Consider the following 23240-nt stretch of genomic DNA (forward strand, 5'->3'; position numbering starts at 1 on the left):
ATGAACGGTTCACCCTCCGTGCTCGCCGCTGCCGACAGCGGGCCGGCTGACGACGTCCCCGCCTGCGTCGACGACCCGACGACGCTGTGCGCCAAGGTCTACGAGCTGTCCGGCCTGGACTGGCTGGCCACCAACGCCGAGGCGCTGATCGAGAAGCCGGCGAAGATCCTGCTCGTCGTCGTCCTCGCCGCGACCGTCCGGCTGCTGGTGCACCGCGCGATCCGCCGGCTGACCGACCGCACGGCCACCGGAGCGGTGCCGACGATCCTGCGACCGCTGCGCAACCGCGCCACCGGGTCCGGCGACCCGCTGGAGCCGGTCGCGGCCCGCCGCACCCAGCGGGCCGAGGCGATCGGCTCGGTCCTGCGCAGCTTCGCCTCGTTCGTGATCATGGGCATCGCCGTCGTGCTGGTGCTCGGCGAGATCGGGATCAACCTCGCACCGATCGTGGCCAGCGCCGGCGTGGTCGGCGTGGCGCTGGGGTTCGGCGCGCAGAACCTGATCAAGGACTTCATCGCCGGCATCGGGATCATCCTCGAGGACCAGTACGGCGTCGGCGACGTCGTCGACCTCGGCGAGGCCAGCGGGACCGTGGAGGCCGTCGGGCTCCGGATCACCCGGCTGCGCGACGTCAACGGCGTCGTCTGGTACGCCCGCAACGGCGAGATCCTGCGGGTGGGCAACAAGAGCCAGGGCTACGCGCAGGTGGTCATCGACATGCCCGTCGCCCACGACACCGACCTCGAGCGCTGCCGCCGGGTGATGCAGGAGGTCGCCGACTCGATGTACGCCGAGGACGAGTGGGCGACGGCGCTGCTGGCCGAGCCCGAGTCCCTCGGCGTCGAGCAGATCACGGCCGAGGGCGTCTTCATGCGGGTGCAGGTGCGCTCGACCAACGCCGACCAGTGGCGGGTCGGCCGCGAGCTGCGGATGCGCCTCAAGGAACGCTTCGTCGCCGAGGGCATCAGGACCCCGCCGCCGCTGATCGGCGCCGCCCCGACCGGGGTGGGTGCCCGGTGAGCGAGGGCGACACCGGCGACGGTCGCCCGGCCACCTTCGGTGAGGTCTTCGCCGTCCGCGAGTTCCGGCCGCTGTTCGGGACCTACACGCTCTCGACGATCGGCGACGAGCTCGCCCGGGTGGCGCTCACCGTCCTCGTCTACCAGCGCACCGACTCGCCGCTGCTGTCGGCGCTGACCTTCGCCCTGAGCTTCCTGCCGTGGGCGGTCGGCGGTCCGGTGCTGGCCACGTTCGCCGACCGCTTCCCACGGCACCGCGTGCTCATCGCCAGCGACGTCGTCCGCGCGCTGCTGGTCGCCGCGATGGCGCTGCCCGGGATGCCGCTGGCCCTGCTGCTGGTCCTGCTGCTGATGGTGTCGCTGCTGGCCCCGCCCTTCGAGTCGGCCCGCTCGGCGCTGATGGCCGACGTGCTCGAGGGCGAGCGCTACGCCGTGGCGACCTCGCTGACCAACGTCAGCCTGCAGGTGGCCCAGGTGGTGGGCTTCGTCGTCGCCGGCGGGCTGGTCACCGTGCTCGACCCCTCGGTGGTGCTGCTGCTGGACGCGGCCACCTTCCTCGTCTCCGCGGTCTGGCTCGCCGCGACCCTGGAGCGCCGGCCGGCCCCGGTGGCCGCGCTCGACGACGGGGTCGGCGACGGGAGTCCGTCGTCGGTGTGGCGCGACGCCGCCGAGGGGTTGCGGCTGATCGGCCGGACGCCCCGCCTGCTGTCGATCATCGCGCTGCTGTGGACCGGGACGCTGTTCGCCAACGCCGCCGAGGGCATCGCCGTCCCGCTGACCGAGTCCCTCGGCGAGGGCCCCGCCCAGCTGGGCGTGCTCCTGGCGGCCAACCCCCTGGGGGTGACCGTCGGTGGCCTGGTGGTCGCCCGGCTGCTGGGGACGGCGCGCAGCGAACGGCTGATGCCGGTGCTGGTGGCCCTCTCGCTGGCGCCGGTGCTGCTGGCCGGGCTGGTGGCGGTGGCCGCCGGACCCGGGCGAGGGGCGTACGCGGTCGTCGTGGCGCTGCTGTTCGTGGCCGGCCTCGGGGCGTCGTGGACGATCCCGCTCAACGTCTCGTTCGTGCAGGCGGTGCCGGCGGCCTACCGCGGCCGCGCCTTCGGGGTGGCGGTCAGCGGGCTCTACGGCGTCCAGGGCCTCGGGGCGCTCGGCGCGGGCCTGGCGGCCGAGCGGGTGCCGCCGGGCGCCGTCGTCGCCGCGGCCGGCGGGCTCGGGCTGCTCGCCGTCGTCCCGCCCCTGCTCGGGTTCGCCCGGACCCGGGCCGCCGTGGCGGGGGACGGCCCGGCTGCGGGACCATCGGTGTCATGAGCGAGGCGCGCAGGTCCCTGCCCACGGCGCGGACCTTCTACGAGGAGGTCGGCGGCGAGCCGGTCTTCCGGCAGCTGGTCGCCCGCTTCTACGCCGGCGTGCGGTCCGACCCGGTCCTCGCGCGGCTGTACCCCCAGGACGACTGGGACGGCGCCGAGACCCGGCTGCGGATGTTCCTCCAGCAGTACTGGGGCGGGCCCACCACCTACCAGCAGCAGCGTGGCCACCCGCGGCTGCGCATGCGGCACGCACCGTTCGCGATCGGCCCGGCCGAGCGCGACGCGTGGCTGCGGCACATGCGCGACGCCGTCGACTCCCTCGACCTGACCGAGGAGCAGGACGCGACGCTGTGGGGGTACATGGAGATGGCCGCCCGCAGCATGCAGAACCGCTGGCCCGACGAGGCGCCCGGCGGCCTGTCCCCCGTCTGACCAGGGCCCCGTCCCGGGTCCGCTCCCCCTCCGGTACCTTCCGCGGGGACCCGCGCGGGCCTGGCGCTCGCCGCCTCGGGAGGAGACGCCGTGAAGACCAGGGACCTCGCCTACGTCGCCCTGTTCGCCGCGATCATCGCGGTGCTGGGCACGCTGCCGGCCGTCAACGTCGGCCCGGTGCCCATCACCGCGCAGACCCTCGGCGTCATGCTGGCCGGCAGCATCCTGGGCGCCCGCCGCGGCTTCCTCGCCGTGCTGCTCTTCCTGGTCCTGGTGGCGGTCGGCCTGCCCCTGCTGGCCAGCGGTGCCGGCGGCCTGGCACCGTTCGCCGGGCCGACGGCGGGCTACCTGTTCAGCTGGCCGGTGGCCGCCTTCGTCATCGGCTGGCTGACCGAGCGCTCCTGGGACCGCTACACCGTCCTGCGCGGCACGCTGTTCAACGTCCTCGGCGGCATCGTCGTGATCTACGCGATCGGCGTCCCGGTGCTCAAGGCCGTCACGGGTCTGCCGTGGGACACCGCGCTGTGGACCGGCGCCGCCGTGTTCGTCCCCGGTGACCTGTTCAAGGCCTTCGTCGCCGCGGCCGTCGCCGACGTCGTGCGGCGCAGCTACCCGGTCATCGACCGTCCCCGGCGGACCGCCACGACCCGGTGAGGTTCCGCCGCCCCGGTGCGGCGCCCGCCGCCTCCGACGTCGCCGACCCGGCCCGCGGCGTCGAGCTGCGCGGGGTCGGGCACCGGTACGGCGACCGGGTGGTGCTCGACGGCGTCGACCTGACGCTGACCGAGGCGCGCGTCGGCGTCATCGGGGCCAACGGGTCGGGCAAGAGCACCTTCGCGCGGCTGCTCAACGGCCTGGTGGTCCCCACCGAGGGACAGGTGCTGGTCGACGGGCTGGACACCCGGACACAGGGGCGCGCCGTGCGGCGCCGGGTCGGCTTCGTCTTCCAGGACCCCGACGCGCAGATCGTGCACCCCACGGTGGCCGAGGACGTCGCCTACGGGCTGGAGAACCAGGGCGTGCCGCCCGAGGAGCGCGCGGCCCGGGTCGCCGAGGTGCTGGAGCGCTACGGCCTGGCCGGGCACGCCGACCACCCGGCGCACCTGCTGTCGGGCGGGCAGAAGCAGCTGCTGGCCATCGCCGGCGTGCTGGTGATGCGGCCGGCCCGGATCGTCTTCGACGAGCCGACGACGCTGCTCGACCTGGTCAACGCCCGCCGGGTCGCCGAGCTGGTCGACGGGCTGGCGCAGCACGTGGTCGTCGTCACCCACCAGCTCGACCTGCTCGACGGCTTCGACCGCGTCCTGGTCGTGGACGGCGGCCGCGTCGTCGAGGACGCTCCCCCCGGCCCCGCCGTGGCCGCCTACCGCGCACTGATGGCCGGCCGGTGACCCTCGCCCTCTACGTCCCGCGGGCCAGCGTCGTCCACCGGCTGCCGGCGGGCGTGAAGCTGCTCGGCCTCGCCGTCCTGGCCGTCGTGCTGTTCGTCCTGCCGACGCTGCCGGCGGTCGGCGCCGCGCTGCTGGCGACGGTGGCCGTGGGGCTCGGCGTCGCCCGGCTGCCGGTCGCCGTCCTCGCCCGGCAGGCGCGGGCGGTGGTGTGGTGGCTGCTGGCGCTGCTCGTCGTCCACGCGCTGACCACGGACCTCCTCACCGGCGCGCACGTGGCCCTGCGGCTGCTGACGCTGGTGCTGGCCGCGGCCGTGGTGACGGCGACGACGCGGGTGAGCGCGATGGTGGCGGTGGTCGAGCGCGTCTGCGCCCCGCTGCGCCTGGTCGGCGTGCGGCCGCAGCGGGTGGGCCTGGTGATCACCCTGGCGCTGCGGTTCATCCCGGTGCTGGTCGAGCGCGCCGACCGGATCCGCGCCGCGCAGGCGGCCCGCGGCGGCTCGCCCCGCGGGATCCGCGCGCTGCGGACGACGGTCGCCCCGCTGCTCGTGCAGGTCCTGCAGATGGCCCACGACGTCAGCGAGGCGCTCGACGCCCGCGGCGCCGACGACGTCCCTCCCGCGCGCCGCCGGCGCACGCCCACCCCGGAGGTCCCGTGACCGCTGGCTCCCTGCTCGAGATCTGGCTCTCCCCGGCGGCGGCCGCGCCGATGCGGCGGGTGCCGACGGCGCGGCTGCTGGCCGGGCGGGGTCTGGACGGCGACCGCTACGCCCTGGGCGGCGGGACGTGGGCGCAGTACCCCGACTCGGAGAAGCAGCTGACGCTCATCGACGCCGCCGACGTCGCCGCGGTGGCCGCGGAGGTGGGTGTGCCGCTGGCGCCCGGGGACACCCGCCGCAACCTGGTGACCACCGGGATCGACCTGCCCTCGCTGGTGGGCCGGTGGTTCGCCGTCGGCGACGCGCTGCTGTTCGGGGCCAAGCGCTGCCCGCCGTGCACCCACCTCGAGCGGCTGACCGGCGCCCGGCTGGTGAAGGCGATGGTGCACCGCGGCGGGGTCAACGCGGCGGTGTTCGAGGGAGCGGAGATCACCGAGGGCGCCGTCGTCCGGCCCGTGTCCGAGGAGGAGGCCGCCCGCCGCGGGGCGCCGACGGGGGCCGACCGGCCGGTGCCACGGCTCGTCTGACCCGGCTGCTCCGCGCCGTCGTGCTCTGCGCCGTCGTGCTCTGCGCCGTCGTGCTCCGCGCCGTCGTGCTCCGCGCCGTCGTGCTCCGCGCCGTCGTGCTCTGGTCCGCGGGGCGGGGCAGAGCACGAGGTGCGGCGGAACCCCGCGGCGGCCCGGCCCGTCGAACAGGTGTGGACACACTCCGGACGCTGATGAACCTGGTGTGGCTGGTGCTGCAGGGCTGGGTGCTCGCGCTGGCCTACGCCGTCGCCGGGCTGATCGCCTGCGCGCTGATCGTGACCATCCCCTTCGGCATCGCGGCGTTCCGCCTGGCCGGCTTCGTGGTGTGGCCGTTCGGGCGGACCACGGTGCGCGCGCCCGGTGCCGGGATCGCCTCGGCCGTGGGCAACCTGGTCTGGTTCCTGGTGGCCGGCTGGTGGCTGGCGCTGATCCACGTGCTGTCCGGCATCGCCTTCTGCGTGACGATCATCGGCATCCCGTTCGGGATCGCGTCGTTCAAGCTCGCCGCCGTCGGGCTGTTCCCGCTGGGCAAGCGGGTGGTCGAGACGGCACCGCCGCGCGACTGGCTGCACGCCGGCCACGGCGTCGTGCACGGGGCGCCGGCCCACTGAGCCGGCTCGGGTGACGGCCGCTCAGGCGGCGGGCTCGTCGGCCCAGCGGCCGAGGAACTCCCGCTCGTCGGGCGTCAGCCGGCGGGGGCGGTCGATCGTGAAGTCGAAGGGCACGAGCAACGTGCTGCCGGTGACGGCGAGCCGCTCGTGGTCGAACACCTCGTAGTGGCAGGTGAAAGCGGCCGCCCGCACGCCCGACACCCAGATCTGCACGTCGAGCGGGCGCGCCGAGTAGACGACCGGCAGCTTGTACTGGATGTCGTGTGCGGCGACGACCGTGCCGCGGCGCAGGCCGGTCCGCTCCTCCAGCGACGCCCGCTCGAAGAACAGCGCGACGCGGGCCATCTCGAAGTACTGCAGGTGGACGACGTTGTTGACGTGGCCGTAGGCGTCCATGTCCGACCAGCGCATCGGGACCTGCACCGTGTACCGCACGGCCTCCACCCTGCCGCACCTCCGACGGGGGCGGCGACGCACCTCCCCGCCGGGACGTCGCGGCCCTAGCGTGCCGGTCGTGGATCCCTGGGACGCCGGCGCACCGGGCGTCCTCGTGCTGCCCTCCGGACGCCGGGTGCGGGGCCGCGGCCTGCGCGCGCCGCTGCCCGACGGGCCGCTCCCCGCGTTCGGGGTGTACCTGCTGGGCCATCCCCCGCCGGCGCTGGGCTGGGAGAGCCGCTGGGTGCGCTGGCCGGACTTCCGGCTGCCCAGCGCGCCCGACGACCTCCGGGCCGCGCTGGCCGAGGCGTGGCGGCGGTCGGCCACCGAGCGGGTCGAGCTGGCGTGCGGGGGCGGCACCGGCCGGACCGGGACGGCCCTGGCGTGCCTGGCCGTGCTGGACGGGGTACCGGCCACCGACGCGGTCGCCCACGTCCGCCGCACCTACCGCTCCCGCGCGGTCGAGACGCGGCGGCAGGCGCGCTTCGTCTCGTCGTTCGAGACCTGAGCCGCCGACGGCCGGCCGGAGCGGGTGCTCCGGCCGGCCGTCAGCGGCCCCGTCGTGAGGACGGGGACCGGCTTCAGTCGCGGCTGAGCTTGCGGTAGGTGGCGCGGTGCGGGCGCGCCGCCTCCGGGCCGAGCCGCTCGACCTTGTTCTTCTCGTAGTCGGCGAAGTTGCCCTCGAACCAGAACCACGTGGACTCGCCTTCGTAGGCGAGGATGTGGGTGGCCACGCGGTCGAGGAACCACCGGTCGTGGCTGACCACGACGGCGCAGCCGGGGAAGTCGAGCAGCGCGCCCTCGAGGCTGGTGAGGGTCTCGACGTCGAGGTCGTTGGTCGGCTCGTCGAGCAGCAGCAGGTTGCCGCCCTGCTTGAGGGTCAGCGCCAGGTTCAGCCGGTTGCGCTCACCACCGGAGAGCACGCCGGCCGGCTTCTGCTGGTCGGGGCCCTTGAAGCCGAACGCGGCCACGTAGGCCCGCGAGGGCATCTCGACGTTGCCGACCTTGATGTGGTCGAGGCCGTCGGAGACGACCTCCCACAGGGTCTTCTTCGGGTCGATCCCGCTGCGGCTCTGCTCGACGTAGGCGATCTTGACCGTCTCGCCGACCTTGATCTCGCCGTCGTCGGGCTTCTCCTCGCCGACCAGCATCTTGAACAGCGTGGTCTTGCCGGCGCCGTTGGGGCCGACGACGCCGACGATGCCGTTGCGCGGCAGCGTGAAGGACAGGTCGTCGATCAGCAGCCGGTCGCCGAAGCCCTTGGTGAGGTCGGCGCTCTCGACCACGACGCTGCCCAGGCGCGGGCCCGGCGGGATCTGGATCTCCTCGAAGTCCAGCTTCCGGAACTTGTCGGCCTCGGCGGCCATCTCCTCGTAGCGCGCCAGGCGGGCCTTGCTCTTGGCCTGGCGGGCCTTCGCGCCGGAGCGGACCCACTCGAGCTCGTCCTTGAGCCGCTTCTGCCGCTTGGCGTCCTTGGCACCCTCGACCTTGAGCCGGGCGGCCTTGGTCTCCAGGTAGGTGGAGTAGTTGCCCTCGTAGGGGTAGGCCCGGCCACGGTCGAGCTCGAGGATCCACTGGGCGACGTTGTCGAGGAAGTACCGGTCGTGGGTGACGGCGACGACGGTGCCGGCGTACTTCTCCAGGTGCTGCTCCAGCCACGCCACGCTCTCGGCGTCGAGGTGGTTGGTGGGCTCGTCGAGCAGCAGCAGGTCCGGCGCCTCGAGCAGCAGCCTGCACAGCGCGACCCGGCGGCGCTCACCGCCGGAGAGGACGGTGACGTCGGCGTCGCCGGGCGGGCAGCGCAGCGCGTCCATGGCCTGCTCGATGCGCGCGTCGAGCTCCCAGCCGTCGTGCTGCTCGATGACCTCCATGAGCTCGCCCTGCTCGGTCAGCAGCGCGTCGAAGTCGGCGTCGGGCTCGCCCATCGCCGCGCTGACCTCCTCGAAGCGGGTCAGCGCGTCGCGGAGCGGCTTGACGGCCTCCTCGACGTTGCCGCGCACGTCGAGCTCCTCGTTGAGCGGCGGCTCCTGGAGCAGGATGCCGACCGTGGCGTCCGGCGCCAGCATCACGTCGCCGTTGGAGGGCTGCTGCATGCCGGCCATGATCTGGAGGACGGTCGACTTGCCGGCGCCGTTGGGCCCGACGACACCGATCTTGGCGCCGGGGAGGAAGGACAGGGTGACGTCGTCGAGGATCACCTTGTCGCCGTGCGCCTTGCGGGCACGGACCATGGAGTAGATGTACTGAGCCACTGGGCGTTCGAGCCTTCCGTCGGTGCGCGAGGAGGGGCGGGCCGGCCGTCGTGCCGGCCCGGCCCCCGTGCGTTCTCGGTCGTCGATCCTCCCAGTTCGCCGTCGGCTAGTGCAGGGCCGGCTCCGGCTGGGCGTCGAGCGGGGCGTCGACGCCGGACTGGTCGTGATCCAGCTCGTACAACGCCCGCTCCCCCGCCGCGTAGTCCCGGTCCCCGGGGGGCTCGTGGGCGGCCGGCGGCTCCTGCTCCGCGGGCGCGGCCACGGAGGGGCGCTGGGTCTTCCGGAACTCCGCGGTGCCCCGGTTCAGGTTGAGGCCCACGGCCTCGGCCTTGACCACCGGCCGGGTGCGGCGGCCGTGCTCGGACTCCCACTCGTGGGTGCGCATCACCCCGCGGACGATGACCGGGTCGCCCTTGCTGACGCTGTGCGACACGTTGCCGCTCAGCTCGCCCCAGCACTCGACGTCGACGAAGAACGTGGCGCCGTCGACGAACCCCTGCGTGGCGCTGTCGTAGCGGCGCTCGGTGGAGGCCAGGCGGAAGTTGGTGACGCTGCCGTTCTGCGTGCGGACGCGGCTGGGTGCGGTGACGATGTTGCCGATGACGGTGATCTCGGTGGCGCTCACGGTGCTCCTCGGGTCGGTGGGTGCCGGCACCGTGCCGGCCCGGGTCGACCCTCGCTCCGCCGGGAGCGTGCGGGCGGCGCTGCGACGAGGCTGTGGAGGAGCCGCCGCCTGTGGACGGCGGGGTGCCGGGACGTCGTCAGCAGGTGCGTGCCGCACGGCCGCGCCGGGAGATGTCATCATCGGCGGCCGAGCGCCCGTAGCTCAGCGGATAGAGCAGGTGCCTTCTAAGCACTTGGTCGCAGGTTCGATCCCTGCCGGGCGCGCGCACCTCGAGCTGCGGGATGCCCGCACGAGGGGTCTTCGGCCCCGGGGGCGGCGGCAGCTCCGTCAACCCGGTGCCCTCGGCGACCCGGCTGCGGGCCCGAGAGCGACGGCGGATCGGGATCCGGAGGCGGCAGCTGCGACACCGCGGCACCGTCTTCGGATGCGACCACCCTGCCCCTGTGTCAGGTCCTGGCACCGGAGTCGTCAGACCTCCCTCGTCGCGCGTGGAGGCCCATCGAGGAGGAGTGGGTGCCAGAGGCGCGTAGGAGGTCCGGTGCGAGTCCCCGCGCAGGAGTCCCACGTCGTTCTGGAGGGGAAGCCGACCGCGGCCGCCGCCCGGCGGGGACACGAGGCCGTGAGTCCGGTCGTCAGCAGGCCTCAGCCGGTCCCGCCCGTCGCCAGGACGGGCCACGGTTCCCTCGTCCACGGCCGGCGGCTGTACTCCAGGCGGAGCCCACCCGGCCTGGCCTCGATGAGTTCACCGAAGACGGTCGCGAACACCTGACCGTCCCGCTCGTGGCGGACCACCAGAGCGGCCGGGTCGTCCTGGGGAGGTCGGATCCCGACGAGCCGGCGCCAGCCGTGCGGGAAGCCGGCCTCCTCGAAGGCCCTGAGGTGACCGTCCGCCTTGCGGTCCTCCGGCCCGCCGGAGGTCAGCATGTGAGTTCCCTCCGGGTGCTCCGTCGTCACGAGCCCCTGGCCGTCGAAGTCCCACGTGGTGACCTGGTGCGGCGTCGCGAGGAGGAGGGCGAAGCTGGCCATGCCGCCGAGTTCGACGTGGTCGAGCCAGCCCGTGCCGTGTTCGACCGCGAGCAACGGGAGGACTCCCCGACTCGGCGCGCCGGGATCGGCGAGCTGCTTGTGCGGCCGGTTGACCACCAGCGCCGTCGCCCCGGTCGCGATCCGGGTGGCGCACCACGTGCCGCCTGCGCTGCGGTCCCGCCCCCCGACGACGTCCGGGAGCTCCGGCCACCACCAGCCGGGGTCATCGAAGTCGCGCGTGGTCAACTCGTCACGCAGAGCCAGGATATGGGGCGGCTGTCCACGAGACCAGCGCACGACGACGGTGCACACCCGACCCATGATCGCAGCCTGACCCCAGCCACTGGCGGTCCGGCCGGCCCGGGCACCTCCCGCGGGCTCCAGGCCACTCCCGCGGGCTCCAGGCCGTGCCTGCCGAGCGCGGGCGGGTCGTCGTCCGGTGCGCTGCAAGTGGGCTGCCAGGGCGCTGCAAGTCGGCGGCGGCACGGTGCTCCCCGAGCACCCGGGGACGGCCCCGGGATCGACCGAGGAGCCCGCCATGACGCAGGTCCACGACCCCCGCCAGCCCGGCCAGCCGCCCCACGCGCAGAACCCGTACGCCCAGCCGGCCCCCGGCCACGGCGTCCCGAACGGCTTCGGCGCACCGAGCGGCTTCGGCTACGACCGGCCGCCGGCCCCGCCGAGCAGGAGCGCCCTCCCCAGGGTCCTCGGCGTGATCGGCGCGATCGTCGTCCTGGCCGGTCTGGGCGTCGGCGCCCTCTTCCTCTTCGGCAGCCAGCAGCTGGACACGGCCGAGGCCGAGCGGCAGATCGTCTCGATCACCGAGGAGCAGACCGGCGTCACCGTCACCGACGTGAGCTGCCCGGACGACGTCGAGCTCGCCGCCGGCACCGTCACCACCTGCACCGCACAGGTCGAGGGCCAGGAGGTCACCTACACCGTCGAGCAGACCGACGACGAGGGCAACGTCCGCATCGACGGCGACCAGGTCTTCGTGCCGGTGGCCGACGTCGAGACGGCGCTGACCGAGCAGTTCGCCACCGAGGCCGGCCTGTCGGTGGTCTCCACCTGCGACGCCGGTGACCGCACCGTCCTCGTCGCCGCCGACGGCCTCGAGCTGACCTGCGAGGCCAGCCTGGTCGACGACCCCAGTGACACCGGCACCGTGACCGCCCTCCTCGACGCCGAGGGCAACGTCACCTTCGACGCCTCCTGAAGAAGGACCTCCCTGCCCCCACCACTCGCACGCTCGCGGCGGGACCCTGCAGGGAGGCCGGCGCCGGGCTCCCTCGCGGGGGCCCGGCGCTCAGCGCTGTCCGGCGGGCACCCAGCCGATCGCCGGGGCCACGTGGCGGGCGACGTTCTCCAGCAGCGCGGCGTTGTACTCGACGCCGAGCATGTTGGGCACCGTGAGCAGCAGGGTGTCGGCCTCGCGGACGGCGGCGTCCTTGGCCAGCTCCTCGGCCAGCCGGTCGGGCTCGCCGACGTAGCTCTTGCCGAAGCGGGCGCGCACCCCCTCCAGCAGACCGACCTGGTCGGTCGAGGACCGCTCGCTGCCGAAGTAGCCGCGGTCGAGGTCGGACACGACCGGGACGACGCTGCGGCTCACCGACACGCGCGGCTCGCGCTCCCAGCCGGCGTCGGCCCAGGCGGCGCGGTAGCGGGCGATCTGCTCGGCCTGCAGCTCGTCGAAGGGCACGCCGGTGTCCTCGACCAGCAGCGTCGAGCTCATCAGGTTCAGCCCCTGCTCGGCGGTCCAGACGGCGGTGGCGCGGGTGCCCGAGCCCCACCAGATCCGGTCGGCCAGCCCCGGCGACTGCGGCTGCACGGCCAGCCGGCCGCGGGCGCCACCGGTCATCCCGGGGTCGGCGTCGACGACGGTCGCCCCGCGGACCGCGGCCAGGAACAGCGCCGTCTTCTCCCGGGCCAGGTCGGCGTCCGAGGACCCTTCCGGCGGCACGTAGCCGAAGGCCTCCGAGCCGCGCAGCGCCGTCTCCGGTGAGCCGCGGCTGACCCCCAGCTGCAGGCGCCCGTCGGCGAGCAGGTCGGTCGCCGCGGCCTCCTCGGCCATGTACAGCGGGTTCTCGTAGCGCATGTCGACGACGCCGGTGCCCAGCTCGATCCGGGAGGTCCGCGCGGCCATGGCGGCCAGCAGCGGGAACGGCGAGGCCAGCTGGCGGGCGAAGTGGTGCACGCGGACGAAGGCCCCGTCCAGGCCGAGCTCCTCGGCGGCGACGGCGAGCTCGACGCTCTGCACCAGCGCGTCGCGGGCGGTGCGCACCTGCGAGCCGGGGATCGGCTGCCAGTGACCGAAGGACAGGAACCCGATGCGCTTCTCCGTGCCGGTGGTCATGGCCCGACCAGCGCGCCCATCGGGGCGGGTGTTCCCGGTGGGACGGGTTCGTCACCACCCGTGACCGGTCGACCACGACTCTCCGTGTACGGGTTCCGTCGCTCCGGGCGTCCGGTCGGCCACCCTGTCCGGGTGACTCTCAGCGCTCCCCACGTGCCGCGGCCCCGGGACGACCAGCCCGGGCAGCCCGGCAGTGCGCGAACGGGGACGAGACTGCGGGCCATCGACACGCTGCTGGCCGACCGGGGCCAGATGTTCCGCGCCCTGTTCCTCTCCTCGCCGGTCCCCCAGGCGCTCGTCGACCTCGACGGCCACCTGCTCGTGGTCAACGACGCGCTGTGCGCGATGGCCGGCCGCGGGATCGACGACATGGTCGGCCGGCACGTCGACCTGCTCGCCCACCCCGACGAGGCTCCGCTCCCCGACGGCGACGAGCCGCTCACCGGGGAGCTGCGCCTGGACCCGTGGCTGCGCCAGGACGGCGAGCGCCGGCTGCGCCGCGCCGACGGCAGCGAGCTGTGGGTGCAGCAGTCGCACGACGTCGTCCACCGCAGCAGCGGCGAGCCGCAGTTCGTCGTCCTGTCGCTGGTCGACGTCACCGACCGGCGGCGGGCGGAGGAGGACCTGGTCCGCCGGGCCTTCACCGACGCCCTCACCGGACTGCCCAACCGCCGCGCGCTCACCGACCGGCTGCACCACGCGCTGGCCCTCTCCCGCCGGCGCGGGCTGCAGGTCGGCCTGGTGCACCTCGACCTCGACCGGTTCCAGGCGGTCAACGACACCCTCGGCACCGAGGCCGGCGACCAGCTGCTCAGCCAGGTCGCCGACCGGCTGCGCTGGAGCACCCGTGTGGAGGACACCGCCGTCCGGCTGGGCGCCGACGAGTTCCTCATCCTCGCCGAGGACGTCGAGGACCTCGACGGCCTCCGCGCACTGGCCGACCGGCTGCTCTCGGTGCTCGACGACCCGTTCCAGGTGGGCGGCCGGGAGATCGTGCTCTCGGCCAGCGTGGGCCTGACCCTGGGCTCCGACGTCGCTCCCGACGACCTGCTGCGCCAGGCGCACAGCGCGCTGACCCGCGCCAAGAGCGACGGCAGCCGGGCGCGCATCGAGGTGCACGACGGGGTGCTCACCGACGACGAGGTCGACCTGCTGCAGCTGGAGGCCGACCTGCGCCGCGCGCTGGACGGCGACGAGCTGCGGCTGTTCTACCAGCCGATCGTCGACCTCTCCGACGAGACGCTGCTGGGTTACGAGGCGCTCATCCGCTGGCAGCACCCGACCCGCGGCCTGCTGCCGCCGGGCGCCTTCCTCGACGCCGCCGAGAACAACCGGCTGACCTCCCGGCTGGGCGCCTGGGTGCTCCGCCGCGCCTGCGTGGACGCCGCCGGCTGGCCGGCCGGGCTGCGGGTGCACGTCAACGTCTCCGCCCGGCACCTCGCCGAGCCCGGCTTCAGCGACCTGGTCGACGCCGCGCTGGCCGAGTCCGGGCTGGCGCCCGACCGGCTGGAGCTGGAGATCACCGAGTCGACGGCGCTGTTCGCGGAGGAGGCGACGCTCAAGGCGGTGTCGGAGGTGACCGCGCGCGGCGTGACGCTGGCGCTGGACGACTTCGGCACCGGCTACTCGGCGATCACCGCGCTGCACCGGCTGCCCATCCACACCGTCAAGATCGACCGCTCGTTCGTCGCCGACGTCGTCACCCGGCCCTCCACCGCGGCGCTGGTGCAGGGCCTGCTGCAGCTGGGCCGGGGCATGGGCCTGCAGGTCATCGCCGAGGGCATCGAGGACCTCGACCAGGCCGAGTGGCTGCGCCGGCACGGCTGCGCCATGGCGCAGGGCTACGCGTTCGGCCGGCCCGCGCCGCTGCCCAGCCGCGCCGAGGCGCTCATGGCCGAGGTGCTCGTCGAGCAGGCGGCCGAGGAGGCCGCCGCGGTCCTCGAGGCGGTCACCGGCGAGCTCGAGGCGGTCGCCGCCGAGCTGCCCCCGGTCCCCCCGCCGGCCGGCGCCGACGGGCTCGACGTCTTCCTGCTGGACGACGCCGTGAAGCCCCCGCTCCCGCACCCGTTCCTCGTGGTCGTCGAGGACGACGTGCCCGCCGACGACGAGGACGGCCCCCGGATCTGAAGGAGACCCTCCTGCCCCCCCACAGCTCGCACGCTCGCAGTGGGCCCCTGCAGGAGGGCCGCGTCAGCCCCGCGCCAGCGTCAGCGGCACCGGGCGCTTCGGCTCCCGGCCGTCGCCGGAGGAGCGCCCGCGCAACCGGCGGGCGATCCACGGGGCGACGAAGCCGCGCACCCACGCCGCCTCCTCGGCCAGCGCCGCCCGCAGCGCCCGGGGCGGGGCCGGCGGCAGCGGGGTGCGCCAGTCGCCGCCGTCGGCGACCGGCACGCCGAGCGCCTCGGCCGCGGCCAGTGCGGTGCGCCGGTGCCCCTCGGCGGTGAGGTGGATGCGGTCGCCGTCCCACATGCGCCAGTCCTGCAGCCAGCCGGCACCCCACTGGTCGAGGACGACGGCGCCGTGCCGGGCGGCGACCGACCACAGCGAGGCGTTGAAGACCGCGACCCGGCCGCGGGTGCGCCGGATGACCGGCGTCTGCCGCGGGTCGACGCCGGTGGCCAGCAGGACGTCGGCGCCGTCGGCCCGGAAGCCGGCCACCGCCTCCTCCAGCGCCGCGGCCAGCCGGTCGGGGTCGGCGCCGGGGCGCAGCAGGTCGTTGCCGCCGGCCACCAGGCTGACCAGCTCCGGCCGCGCGGCCCGCGCCACCGGCACCTGCTCGGCGAGCACCTGCGGCAGCAGCCGCCCCCGGATGGCGAGGTTGGCGTACTCGACGTCGACGTCCGGCCGCGCCGCCGCCAGGTGCCCGGCCAGCCGGTCGGCCCAGCCGCGGTACCCGCCGGGACGCTCCGGGTCGGGGTCGGCCAGCCCCTCGGTGAAGGAGTCGCCGAGGGCGACGTAGCGGCGCCAGGAGGTGCGGGACGGGACGGGCACGCGACCACTCCAGCACGCCCGGACGGCGGCCTCCGCGCCGGGCACTCAGGACGTGCGCTCGTCGGGCTCCTCGCGCAGCTCCTCCCGCACGTCGGGGGGCAGGAACTCCACCAGCTCGCCGGGCAGGAACGGCAGGTCCAGCAGCGAGAGCTTGGCCCGGCTGCGCGCGGCCGAGCGGGACCCCTCGAGTCGCACGAGCCGGCCGGCGTCGGGCCGGTAGGAGACGGTCAGCTCGTCGCCGGGGTGCAGCCGGCCGCCCAGCACGCCGTCGAGCTCCACCGCGGGGCTCCCCGCGCTGATCGCCAGCTGCAGCGTCTCCCCGCCGCCGAGCAGCACGGTCCGGGAGATGCCCTGCATCGGTGCCGCCGGCGTGACGAGGATGCCGTGGACCTCCGGGCTGACCACCGGCCCGCCCGCGGCGTAGTTGTAGGCCGTCGAGCCCATCGCCGTGGCGAGGATGACCGCGTCGCAGCGGAGGTGCCCGTAGCGCTGGCCGCCGACGGAGAGCTCGGCGGTGACCATGCCCTCGCCCGGCACGCGCGCGAGGACGGCGTCGTTGAAGGCCAGCTCCTCCCCGTCCGGGTGCCCGACCACCAGGCAACCGCGCGACTCGGTGGTGGAGCGGCCCCCGGCCATGGTGGCCAGCGCCTCCCCGAGCTCGCGCCCCTCGACCTCGGCGAGGAAGCCCAGGTGGCCGAGGTTGACGCCGAGGACCGGCACCGGCCGGGCGCCGACCAGCCTCATGGCGCCGAGGATGGTGCCGTCGCCGCCGAGCGCGATCAGCCCGTCGCAGGACCCGGCCAGCTCCTCCTCGGTGACGGCGGTGACGCCGCTGAGCCCCAGCCGGGCGACGTCGGCCCGGCTCGCCACGAGCTCGACGCCGGCGTCCCCGGTCCACGCGGTGACCTGCCCGACCGCCGCGGTGCAGTCCCGCGTCGGGTGCAGGACCAGCCCGATGCGCGCCACGCCGGGCCCGCCGCGGTCCGTCCCGCTCAGCCGCGCCACGCCTCGAGCAGCCGCAGCCAGATCTCGCTGACCGTCGGGTAGGCCGGGACGGCGTGCCAGAGCCGGGCGATCGGCACCTCCCCGACGACGGCGATCGTGGCCGCCTGCAGCAGCTCGGCCACCGCGGGCCCGACGAAGGTGAGGCCGAGCAGCACCTCGCGCTCGGTGTCGACGACGGCGATCGCCGTCCCCTCGTAGCCGTCGGCGAAGATCGTCGCACCGGCCACCGAGCCGATGGGGTACTCGACGACGCGGTGCGGACGGCCCGACTCGCGGGCCTGCGCGCTGGTCAGGCCCACGCTGGCCACCTGCGGGTCGGTGAAGACCACGGCCGGGGTGGCGGCGCGGTCGGCGGTGGCGGTGTGCGGCGACCAGTCCTCGACGGCGACCTCCTCCCCGCGGGCGCGGGCCACGATCGCCGCGCCGGCCTGGCGGGCCTGGTACTTGCCCATGTGGGTGAGCAGCCGGCGGCCGTTGACGTCGCCGACGCCGTACATCCAGGGCAGGCCGCGCACCTGGAGGGTGTCGTCGACGTCGAGGTAGCGGCCGGGCTCGAGGCCGACGGTGTCGACGCCGACGTCGGTGGTCCGCGCCCGCCGGCCGACCGCGACCAGCACCTCGTCGCCGCGCAGCTCACCCTCCGCGGTGGTGAGGACCACCTCGTCGTCCTCCCGGCGGGCGGCCCGCACGTCGGCGCCGAGCCGGACGTCGACGCCGCGGTCGCGCAGCGAGGCCAGCACGGCCTCGCCCGCCTGCGGCTCGGCACCGGTCAGCAGCCGCTCGCCGCGCTGCAGCAGGGTCACCTGCGAGCCCAGGGCGTGCCACGCGAAGGACATCTCGCAGCCGACGTAGCCGCCGCCGACCACGAGCAGCCGGCGGGGCGCCTCCTTGGCGCTGGTCGCCTCGCGCGGCGTCCACGGCTGCACGTCGGGCAGCCCCTCGACCGGCGGGACGGCGGCCTCCGAGCCGGTGCAGACGGCCACGGCGTGCCGGGCGGTCAGCCGCGCCGTCCCGCCGTCGGGGCGGGTGACGACGACGGTGCGCTCGCCGTCGAGTCGCGCGCTGCCGCGCACCAGGTCGATGCCGGCACCCTCGACCCAGCTCACCTGGCCGGCGTCGTCCCAGCCGTGGGTGATGGCGTCGCGGCGCTCGAGGGTGGCGGCGACGTCCTGCTCCCCCGTCACGGCGGCGGCCGCCCCCTTCACCGCCCTCGCCTCCGCGATGGCCTCGGTGCCGCGCAGCAGCGCCTTGCTCGGCATGCAGGCGTAGTACGAGCACTCGCCGCCGACGAGGTGCTCCTCCACGAGCACCGCGCTCAGCCCGCCGCGGACGACGACGTCGGCGACGTTCTCCCCGGTCGAGCCGGCTCCCAGCACGACGACGTCGTAGGTCTTCTCCTCTGTGCTGCTCACCTGGCCGATCCTCGTCGTGTGGTCGACTGGCCGCCATGCCCCCCGTCGACGCCGCCGCCTACGCCGCCGCGCTGCGCCAGTACGCCGCCGGGGTCGCGCTGATGACCGTCCGCGACGACACCGACGACGTCGGGACCACGGTCACCTCGGTGATGAGCGTGTCGGCCGACCCGCCGCTGGTGGCGGTCGGCCTGACCGCCGAGGGCTACCCGGCCGAGGTGCTCGAGGCGGTGGGCAGCTGCGCGCTCACCGTGCTGGCGGCCGGGCAGGCTATCCTCGCCAGCCGGTTCTCCTCGGCGGGGCGGCCCGGGGCGCGGCACCTGCTGGAGTCGGTGCCGTGGTCGCGGGCCGACCGCAGCGGGGCGATCGTGCTCGACGGCGGCGTCGTCGCGCTGGACTGCCGGCTCGACCGGCTCGTCCCGGCCGGGGACCACGTGCTCGCACTGCTGCTCGTCGAGGACGTGCCGGTGCTGCGCGCCGACGCCGCGCCCCTCCTCCGCCTCCGCGGCCGCTACGTCGACGCCCCCGGCCGCCAGTAGCGCGCAGAGAACACCTCCGGCCCCTGCAGGGTCCCGCCGCGAGCCTGCGAGTGGTGGGGAGCAGGGGGTCCTTCAACTAGCGTCAGGGGCGATGAGCCAGCCACCCACCCCCGTGCCGTCCGCGCTCCGGCGCGCCCTCGCCCGTGCCGAGCGGGGGGTGACCCTCGACGCCGGCGAGGCCGAGACCCTGCTGTCGGCCCGCGGGCTGGGCGACGGTGAGCCGCTGGACCGGCTGCTGACCGCCGCCTCGCGGGTCCGCGACGCCGGGCTGGCGTCGGCCGGGCGGCCGGGGATCGTCACCTACAGCCGCAAGGTGTTCATCCCGCTCACCCACCTGTGCCGCGACCGCTGCCACTACTGCACGTTCGTCACCACGCCCGGGCAGCTCCGCAAGGAGGGCAGGGCGCCGTTCCTCTCCCCCGACGAGGTGCTCGACGTCGCCCGCGCCGGTGCGGCGCTGGGCTGCAAGGAGGCGCTGTTCACCCTCGGCGACCGGCCCGAGGACCGCTGGCCGGTCGCGGCCGAGTGGCTGGCGGCGCACGGCTTCGACTCCACGCTGGCCTACTTGCGCGCCATGGCCATCCGGGTGCTGGAGGAGACCGGGCTGCTCCCGCACCTCAACCCCGGCGTGCTGACGTGGGAGGAGGTGCAGCGGCTCAAGCCGGTGTCGGCCTCGATGGGGATGATGCTGGAGACGACGGCGACCCGGCTGTGGTCGCAGCCCGGCGGCCCGCACTTCGGGTCGCCGGACAAGGAGCCGCGGGTGCGGCTGCGGGTGCTCGAGGACGCCGGCCGCTCCGCCGTCCCGTTCACCACCGGCGTGCTGCTGGGCATCGGCGAGACGCCGGCCGAGCGGGTCGACGCCGTCCTGCAGATCCGCGCCGCGCACTCCCGGCACGGGCACGTGCAGGAGGTCATCGTCCAGAACTTCCGCGCCAAGCCGCGCACCGCGATGGCCGCGCACGACGACCTGGCACTGCAGGAGTACGTCGCCGCCGTCGCCGTCACCCGGCTGCTGCTGGGGCCCAGGGCGCGGGTGCAGGCGCCGCCGAACCTCAGCGACTCCACCGAGCTGGGCCTGCTGCTGCGCGCCGGCGTCGACGACTGGGGCGGGGTCTCCCCGCTCACGCCCGACCACGTCAACCCCGAGCGGCCCTGGCCGCACGTCGACGAGCTGGCCGCGCTCACCGCCGAGGGCGGGTTCACCCTGCGCGAGCGGCTGGCCGCCCAGCCGCCCTACGTGCTGTCCCCCGAGCCGTGGCTCGACCCGCGGGTGCGCCCGCACGTCACCGCGCTGGCCGGCCCGGACGGGCTGGCGGTCGAGGGCCGGATCCCGGCCGGGCGGCCGTGGCAGGAGCCGGACGAGGCCTGGGTGTCGACCGGCCGGACCGACCTGCACGTCGAGGTGGACACCGTCGGGCGGACCGCCGACCGGCGCAGCGACTTCGACGCCGTCTACGGCGACTGGGCCGAGCTGCGCGACCGGACGACGGCGGCGCGCGACGGGCACACCACCGCGCTGGCCGCCGGCGACCCCGAGGTGCACGCCGCGCTGCGGGCCGCCGAGCGCGACCCGGCCGGGCTGTCGGACGCGCAGTACCTGGCGCTGCTCGGCGCCGACGGCCCCGACCTGGAAGCCCTGGCGGCGCTCGCGGACTCCGTCCGCCGCGACGTCAACGGCGACGACGTCACCTACGTCGTCAACCGGAACATCAACTTCACCAACGTCTGCTACACCGGCTGCCGGTTCTGCGCCTTCGCCCAGCGGCGCACCGACGCCGACGCCTACACGCTCTCGCTCACCGAGGTCGGCGACCGGGTGGACCAGGCGTGGGCCGCCGGCGCCACCGAGATCTGCATGCAGGGCGGCATCCACCCCGACCTGCCCGGCAGCGCCTACCTCGACCTGATCGGCGAGGTGAAACGCCGGCAGCCCGGCATCCACCTGCACGCCTTCAGCCCCATGGAGATCGTCAACGCCGCGGCCCGCACCGGGCTGTCGTTCGCCGACTTCCTCACCGCGGCGAAGGAGGCCGGGCTCGACAGCGTGCCGGGGACGGCGGCGGAGATCCTCGACGACGACGTCCGCTGGGTGCTGACGAAGGGCAAGCTGCCCGCGGCGACCTGGCTGGAGATCGTGCGGACGGCGCACCGGGTGGGCCTGCCGACGACGTCGACCATGATGTACGGCCACGTCGACACCCCCGCGCACTGGGTGGCGCACCTGCGCACCCTCAGCCGCCTGCAGGAGGAGACCGGCGGGTTCAGCGAGTTCGTGCTGCTGCCGTTCGTGCACCACAACGCGCCGATCTACCTCGCCGGCGTCGCCCGTCCGGGCCCGACGGTGCGGGAGAACCGGGCCGTGCACGCCGTCGCCCGGCTGCTGCTGCACGGGCGGATCCGCAACGTCCAGACCTCCTGGGTGAAGCTCGGCGAGGCCGGCACGCGGGCGGTGCTGCAGGGCGGTGCGAACGACCTCGGCGGCACGCTGATGGAGGAGACGATCAGCCGGATGGCCGGCAGCGAGAACGGCTCGCTGAAGACCATCGCCGAGCTCGAGGCGATCGCCGCGTCGATCGGCCGGCCAGCGCGCCAGCGCACCACCGAGTACGGCACGCCGTCCGCGGAGCGGATGGCCACCGCCCGCTCCGACGAGGGCCGCCGCCGGCTCACCCTCTCGATCGCCCCTGCCTGAAGCGGAGGCCGACAGCGCCGACGGCCCTCCTGCAGGGATCCGCCGCGAGCAGGCGAGTGGCGGGGGGCAGGAGGGTCCTTCGTCAGCCGACGGAGACCGGGAGCTGGGGTGCCGGGACGGCGGACGGCGTGTGGTCGTGGGCGGGCGCCGGCTGTGGGCGGCCGAACAGGTAGCCCTGGGCGTGCGAGCAGGCCAGGTCGCCGAGCACGGCGTGCTGCTCCTGCGTCTCGACACCCTCCGCGACGACCTCCAGCTGGAGGCTGCGGGCCAGCTCGATGATCGAGGCGACCAGGGTGGTCGAGCGGCCCTCGCTGCCGAGGTCCTGCACGAAGCTGCGGTCGATCTTGACGATGTCGGCGGGGAGCCGGCGCAGGTAGGACAGGCTCGAGTAGCCGGTGCCGAAGTCGTCGATGGCGATCCGCACGCCCAGCCCGCGCAGGTCGCGCAGCTGGTCGACGACCTGGTCGACGTCGCGCAGCAGCACGCCCTCGGTCACCTCCAGGGTGAGCTGGCCGGCGGGCAGGCCGTGCCGGGCGAGGACGGTGGCGACCAGCCCGACGACGTCGTCGTCGGCCAGCTGACGCGGCGAGAGGTTGACCGCCATGCCGACGGGGCGGCCGGACTCCGCCGTCCAGACGGCTGCCTGGCGCACCGCCTGCTCGAGCACCCAGCGGCCGATCTCGACGATGTGCCCGTTCTCCTCGGCCATCGGGATGAACTCCATCGGGGGCACCATCCCGCGCTGGGGGTGGTGCCAGCGCAGCAGCGCCTCGTAGCCGGTGGTGCGGCCGTCGGCCAGCGCGATCGTCGGCTGGTAGTGCACGGCGAGCTGGCCGGCGGCGGTGGCGACGGCGAGGTCGGCGGCCAGGGTGGCCTTGTCCTCGGCGGCCTGGGCCATGCCCGGCGCGTAGCGGACCAGGCGGTTCTTGCCCTGCGACTTGGCCTGGTACATGGCCAGGTCGGCGTTGCGGAGCAGGGTCCCGGCGCGGCGGTCGCCGGCGGTGGCGGTGTCGGCCACCCCGATGCTCACGTGCACCGTCAGCGGCCGCCCGCCCACGAGGACCGGCTCGGCGAGCGCGGCCAGCACCCGCTCGCCGATCGCCGTCGCCACCTCGGCGCCGCCGTCGACGACGACCGCGAACTCGTCGCCGCCCAGCCGCGCGACCTCGTCGCCGGAGCGGGTGCAGGCCTGCAGCCGCTCGGAGACCGTGGTGAGCAGCTGGTCGCCGGCCGCGTGGCCGCGGGTGTCGTTGACGTCCTTGAAGTCGTCGAGGTCGAGGAACAGCACGCTGACGGCGCCGCCGCGGCGGGCCAGCAGCCGCTCGGTGGTCTCGTGCACCAGCGTGCGGTTGGCCAGCCCGGTGAGCGGGTCGCGCAGGCCCTGCTGCTCGTTGAGCCGCCAGGACGCGAGGTGGGCCAGGCTCGCGGCCAGCACGAAGGCGCCGTGCACGCCCGTCCACACCCACGGGCTGTGGTGCCCGGCCGCGTGCCCGAACACCGAGTGCGGGAACAGCGTGCCGAGCACCCCGTGGTGCAGCACGACCACGCCCAGCGCCAGGCCGAAGGGCGCCCAGCTCTGGTACAGCGAGACCAGGCCGACGACGACGAAGAAGTGGAAGTGGGCCTCGGTCAGTCCCTCGAGCAGGTGCACGAGCAGCACCGAGGCGGTCAGCAGGCTCACCGTGGTCCCGGCCGCCCGCAGCGTGCGGCCGGCGCCGGGGATCAGCGTGAAGGCCAGCGGGTAGGCCGTGGCGGCCGTCATGAGCACGGCGGCCAGGACCGAGCGGCCCAGGCCGAGCGCCATCACGCCGATGCCGGCGGCCTGCGCCGCGGACACCCGCAGCAGCAGCACGTGGCGGCTCCGCCAGACCTCCTCGGGCAGCATCCGCCCCTCGGGGAGGTGGCTGCGCAGGCGGGCGAGCACGCGGAGGTCCATGCCCTCCCATCGGCCCGTCCGCGGGGCCGCT

At 75.1% G+C, this 23240-nt stretch carries 22 protein-coding genes and 1 tRNA gene; 14 read left to right on the forward strand and 9 right to left on the reverse strand.

The genetic code is table 11. The annotated features are described in order from the left end of the window. The 8 genes from ABQ292_RS03610 to ABQ292_RS03645 all read left to right on the forward strand — a co-directional run bounded on the left by ABQ292_RS03610 (position 1) and on the right by ABQ292_RS03645 (position 5940). Positions 1-1020 (forward strand): mechanosensitive ion channel family protein, encoded by a 1020-nt coding sequence (locus ABQ292_RS03610; RefSeq protein ID WP_369203304.1) that lies wholly within the window; start codon positions 1-3, stop codon positions 1018-1020. After that, positions 1017-2324, forward strand: coding sequence for an MFS transporter (locus tag ABQ292_RS03615; protein ID WP_369203306.1), 1308 nt, complete (start codon positions 1017-1019; stop codon positions 2322-2324). Before ABQ292_RS03610 ends, ABQ292_RS03615 begins: the two co-directional genes overlap by 4 nt. After that, a complete protein-coding gene (locus ABQ292_RS03620) occupies positions 2321-2755 on the forward strand; it encodes a globin (protein WP_369203308.1) in 435 nt (144 codons plus the stop codon). Before ABQ292_RS03615 ends, ABQ292_RS03620 begins: the two co-directional genes overlap by 4 nt. A 90-nt stretch (positions 2756-2845) precedes the next feature. Continuing rightward, on the forward strand, positions 2846-3409 hold the full coding sequence (locus tag ABQ292_RS03625; RefSeq protein WP_369203310.1) for a biotin transporter BioY: 564 nt from the start codon (positions 2846-2848) through the stop codon (positions 3407-3409). After that, positions 3406-4146 (forward strand): energy-coupling factor ABC transporter ATP-binding protein, encoded by a 741-nt coding sequence (locus tag ABQ292_RS03630; RefSeq protein ID WP_369203312.1) that lies wholly within the window; start codon positions 3406-3408, stop codon positions 4144-4146. Before ABQ292_RS03625 ends, ABQ292_RS03630 begins: the two co-directional genes overlap by 4 nt. Then, a complete protein-coding gene (locus tag ABQ292_RS03635; protein WP_369203314.1) occupies positions 4143-4802 on the forward strand; it encodes an energy-coupling factor transporter transmembrane component T family protein in 660 nt (219 codons plus the stop codon). Before ABQ292_RS03630 ends, ABQ292_RS03635 begins: the two co-directional genes overlap by 4 nt. Then, on the forward strand, positions 4799-5329 hold the full coding sequence (locus ABQ292_RS03640) for an MOSC domain-containing protein (protein ID WP_369203316.1): 531 nt from the start codon (positions 4799-4801) through the stop codon (positions 5327-5329). The genes ABQ292_RS03635 and ABQ292_RS03640 overlap by 4 nt, the downstream gene beginning before the upstream one ends. 191 nt (positions 5330-5520) lie before the next feature. Continuing rightward, positions 5521-5940, forward strand: coding sequence for a YccF domain-containing protein (locus ABQ292_RS03645; RefSeq protein WP_369203318.1), 420 nt, complete (start codon positions 5521-5523; stop codon positions 5938-5940). A gap of 21 nt (positions 5941-5961) precedes the next feature. Here ABQ292_RS03645 and ABQ292_RS03650 read toward each other — a convergent pair whose 3' ends face one another. Further along, positions 5962-6384, reverse strand: coding sequence for an acyl-CoA thioesterase (locus ABQ292_RS03650; RefSeq protein WP_369203320.1), 423 nt, complete (start codon positions 6382-6384; stop codon positions 5962-5964). A 70-nt stretch (positions 6385-6454) separates the two neighbouring features. Here ABQ292_RS03650 and ABQ292_RS03655 point away from each other — a divergent pair, with 70 nt between their 5' ends. Then, on the forward strand, positions 6455-6883 hold the full coding sequence (locus tag ABQ292_RS03655) for a protein-tyrosine phosphatase family protein (protein ID WP_369203322.1): 429 nt from the start codon (positions 6455-6457) through the stop codon (positions 6881-6883). Between the two features lie 73 nt (positions 6884-6956). Here the strand turns inward: ABQ292_RS03655 and ettA are convergent, their stop codons facing one another. Together ettA and ABQ292_RS03665 are read right to left on the reverse strand one after the other, a co-directional pair. After that, on the reverse strand, positions 6957-8627 hold the full coding sequence (ettA, locus tag ABQ292_RS03660; protein ID WP_369203324.1) for an energy-dependent translational throttle protein EttA: 1671 nt from the start codon (positions 8625-8627) through the stop codon (positions 6957-6959). A 106-nt stretch (positions 8628-8733) separates the two neighbouring features. Further along, positions 8734-9252 carry a single-stranded DNA-binding protein gene (locus ABQ292_RS03665; RefSeq protein ID WP_369203326.1) on the reverse strand — a complete coding sequence of 173 codons (519 nt, stop codon included), beginning with the start codon at positions 9250-9252 and terminating at the stop codon, positions 8734-8736. 190 nt (positions 9253-9442) lie between these two features. On the opposite strand from ABQ292_RS03665, the gene ABQ292_RS03670 reads away from it, so the two are divergent. Further along, positions 9443-9515 (forward strand) — tRNA-Arg (locus ABQ292_RS03670). A 379-nt stretch (positions 9516-9894) separates the two neighbouring features. On the opposite strand, the gene ABQ292_RS03675 is transcribed toward ABQ292_RS03670, so the two are convergent. Next, positions 9895-10599 (reverse strand): NRDE family protein, encoded by a 705-nt coding sequence (locus tag ABQ292_RS03675; RefSeq protein ID WP_369203328.1) that lies wholly within the window; start codon positions 10597-10599, stop codon positions 9895-9897. 217 nt (positions 10600-10816) lie between these two features. Here ABQ292_RS03675 and ABQ292_RS03680 point away from each other — a divergent pair, with 217 nt between their 5' ends. Beyond that, entirely contained in the window at positions 10817-11494 is a 678-nt protein-coding gene (locus ABQ292_RS03680; protein ID WP_369203330.1) for a DUF4333 domain-containing protein, read from the forward strand. A gap of 90 nt (positions 11495-11584) precedes the next feature. On the opposite strand, the gene ABQ292_RS03685 is transcribed toward ABQ292_RS03680, so the two are convergent. After that, a complete protein-coding gene (locus tag ABQ292_RS03685) occupies positions 11585-12631 on the reverse strand; it encodes an LLM class flavin-dependent oxidoreductase (RefSeq protein ID WP_369203332.1) in 1047 nt (348 codons plus the stop codon). A gap of 132 nt (positions 12632-12763) precedes the next feature. Between ABQ292_RS03685 and ABQ292_RS03690 the strand changes: the two genes are divergently transcribed. Next, entirely contained in the window at positions 12764-14758 is a 1995-nt protein-coding gene (locus ABQ292_RS03690) for a putative bifunctional diguanylate cyclase/phosphodiesterase (protein WP_369203334.1), read from the forward strand. A gap of 63 nt (positions 14759-14821) precedes the next feature. Here the strand turns inward: ABQ292_RS03690 and ABQ292_RS03695 are convergent, their stop codons facing one another. Genes ABQ292_RS03695 through ABQ292_RS03705 form a run of 3 tightly spaced genes read right to left on the reverse strand, consistent with a single transcriptional unit; the run spans position 14822 to position 18039 of the window. Then, entirely contained in the window at positions 14822-15622 is an 801-nt protein-coding gene (locus tag ABQ292_RS03695) for an SGNH/GDSL hydrolase family protein (RefSeq protein WP_369203336.1), read from the reverse strand. A gap of 45 nt (positions 15623-15667) precedes the next feature. Continuing rightward, positions 15668-16627, reverse strand: a complete 960-nt coding sequence (locus ABQ292_RS03700) for an NAD(+)/NADH kinase (protein ID WP_369203338.1) — start codon at positions 16625-16627, stop codon at positions 15668-15670. Then, entirely contained in the window at positions 16615-18039 is a 1425-nt protein-coding gene (locus ABQ292_RS03705; RefSeq protein ID WP_369203340.1) for a dihydrolipoyl dehydrogenase family protein, read from the reverse strand. The genes ABQ292_RS03700 and ABQ292_RS03705 overlap by 13 nt, the downstream gene beginning before the upstream one ends. A 35-nt stretch (positions 18040-18074) precedes the next feature. Between ABQ292_RS03705 and ABQ292_RS03710 the strand changes: the two genes are divergently transcribed. Both ABQ292_RS03710 and ABQ292_RS03715 read left to right on the forward strand, forming a co-directional pair. Further along, entirely contained in the window at positions 18075-18578 is a 504-nt protein-coding gene (locus ABQ292_RS03710; protein WP_369203342.1) for a flavin reductase family protein, read from the forward strand. Positions 18579-18669: 91 nt separating this feature from the next. Next, positions 18670-21273 (forward strand): bifunctional FO biosynthesis protein CofGH, encoded by a 2604-nt coding sequence (locus ABQ292_RS03715; RefSeq protein WP_369203344.1) that lies wholly within the window; start codon positions 18670-18672, stop codon positions 21271-21273. Between the two features lie 82 nt (positions 21274-21355). Here ABQ292_RS03715 and ABQ292_RS03720 read toward each other — a convergent pair whose 3' ends face one another. Then, complete coding sequence (locus ABQ292_RS03720) at positions 21356-23209, reverse strand: putative bifunctional diguanylate cyclase/phosphodiesterase (RefSeq protein WP_369203346.1); 1854 nt, start codon at positions 23207-23209, stop codon at positions 21356-21358. Positions 23210-23240 lie beyond the last annotated feature (31 nt).

Origin of the sequence: Geodermatophilus maliterrae (assembly GCF_041018925.1) — a bacterium.
GTDB lineage: Bacteria > Actinomycetota > Actinomycetes > Mycobacteriales > Geodermatophilaceae > Geodermatophilus > Geodermatophilus maliterrae.